Source organism: Chloroflexota bacterium, from assembly GCA_016197225.1.
Taxonomy (GTDB): Bacteria; Chloroflexota; Anaerolineae; order Anaerolineales; family VGOW01; genus VGOW01.
Map to the genome: position 1 here is coordinate 1 of JACPWC010000109.1, position 2310 is coordinate 2310.

The 2310-nt window shown below is 55.8% G+C and carries 1 protein-coding gene; it reads right to left on the reverse strand.

The features are described from left to right. Positions 1-208 precede the first annotated feature (208 nt). Entirely contained in the window at positions 209-928 is a 720-nt protein-coding gene (locus HYZ49_17995; GenBank protein ID MBI3244177.1) for an HAD family hydrolase, read from the reverse strand. Positions 929-2310 lie beyond the last annotated feature (1382 nt).

A 2310-nucleotide genomic window follows, 5' to 3' on the forward strand; every position in this document is an offset into this window, starting at 1 on the left:
AGGCCTGTCCACCTCAACCCCGCCGAAGGTCTCGGGGCTCTGCACCGAAGGTGCAGCCGACATTTCTTTGCTTTTGCCACATTACGCATAACGTCTCCGGGTTGCCGAACCCGCCGGGCTGGCGCACCGTTTGCCGCTCCTGGCAAACGGCGTGACAGACCAAGGGTTGGGCGGAAGGAGCGAAGCGACTGGAGCCGGCAACCCGGTGTTATGTGAAGTGCGCTTTCTTCCACTGTGACACGACAGTACTCAGACTCCATAAAGATTCAATGCTATCACTGGTATTCTTCCGGCGATCTATGAGCACCGCACTCATCCCGGCACGACGCGCCCCCATGATATCCCAATGTGGATTGTCTCCAATGAACAGACATTCGTGGGGAAGGCAGGAAAATTGCTCCAACGCGGAGCGAAATATAGGACGCGCCGGCTTCCTCCACCCAACTTGACTACAGAAGATAGCTACCTCACACAACTCCAATATACCGTGACGGTTTACTTCCTCTTGCCAGAGGCTTGCAGGGGCTCCCCAAGGTAAATTTGACAAAATCCCTATTCGATACCCTTCTGCACGGTAAGAATTCAGCGTCGGTAGAGTATCTGAGTAGATCTTGGCCACAGAGAAGATGGGACCGAGAAAAGCACGGCACAGATCTAGTAAAAACTCCTCAGACAAATCCCTCGGCGGAAGTCCGAAGATACGGATGAGTCTCTTCTCCAGAGGGCGAACACGGTAGTTACGGGCTTCATGGCTCTCCTCTTTCACTCGCCGAGCAATTTCCAACTCGGATGGAGCCTTGAAGCCCGCTCGTTGAGCTACCCCTTTGGCTCGCTGGATAGCCTCTTGGAGAATGGGAGGAAATTCTTCACGCTGATAGTACTGAACCAGCGTATCGCCCAGGTCAAACAATAGGATCGGAGTCAACACCGTCTATCGCACCTCGTCTTTAGCGCATTTCACATAACGTCTCCGGGTTGCCGAACCCGCAGCCTGGGCGCGGCATTTGCGCTTTTGCTCCTCAGCAAATGCCGTGACCGGGCAAGGGTTGGGCGAAGAGAGCGCAGCGAACGAAGCCGGCAACCCGGTGTTAGGCGAAGACCTACCGTCTCATTGTACGAAGCAGAATAGTTCTTTTCGCTAGGAGTATCTAGTTCCCCATAGTGGATAGCCAACGGCCTCGGTGCGTTGAGGCCAGCGATGTCGGCCCGATCCATCCACTCCAGAATACCAGGAACACAATGTGCCGGCGCATTGTAGCAGCGCGAATAGATTGCCGCGAAGGAGCCCAAGGTCCCACTAGCGAAGATCCGTGTGATTCTGTTGCTGAAAACCGGATACATGAGGGCCAGATCGCCTCCATAGGAAATGCCTGCAACCGCCACTTGCTCCACCCCCTGGGCGTGATGAAGCCATGACTCCCAGCGGAGTAAATCCTCAACCGTCTGGCCGACAAGGGTTTGACCATATAGAAATCCATCTGTGACTAGCGAATAGGCCATCGGCCCACCTTCCCAGGTCCAGTAGTCCAAACGCCGTCCAGCGCTGCCATGCGCCAAATCACGCAGGGCTCCAAAACCACGTAACTCTGGACAGAGTACCCGGTGGCCAGCCTGAGCTAGTTCTAGGGCAAATTGGTGATGGTAATCGTCATCCAGTCCAATACACGGCCCTACCTCTCCGTGACCATGGATAGCCATGACTGCCTTCTCAACCATAGCCGGCTTGGCTGGCTGTAATAGGTAGGCTGGGATGGAGAGAGTTTCGTCAACCTGCATGATAAGTGCTTGGATCTCTACCCCATCTACCCTTTGGGTTCGTACTGCTGTAACCTCACCGGGTTCGACTGTCGAAATAGCCAGCAGGGCTCTCAACTGGTCCCGGCATACTCGTTGCCACTCTGCGGGACTTCCTTGATACTGGTGGAACGAGAGTCGCCGGGACCCTGTGGGATGAGTGAACCGAAGGGTGAGTTCCGCGCGATCCACCAAAAACTGTCTGTCCATCGAATAGTCCTCGCTGTTTCAACTTGGTGGGCAGTTGAGCTTTTATGCCCTTTTCGCCTAACGTCCCCGGGTTGCCGAACCCGCCGGGCTGGCGCGGCGTTTGCCGCTCTTGGCAAACGGCGTGACAGACCAAGGGTTGGGCGGAAGGAGCGTAGCGACTGGAGCCGGCAACCCGGTGTTAGGCGATGGCCGGGTATAAACCGGGTAGATTGGTAACACCTTTGGCCGGGATGATGGGTGACAGGCCCTCTACCTTTAGGACCAACCCTTGGTATGGAAGGTTGGTCGATGCCCTGGCTGGAGACC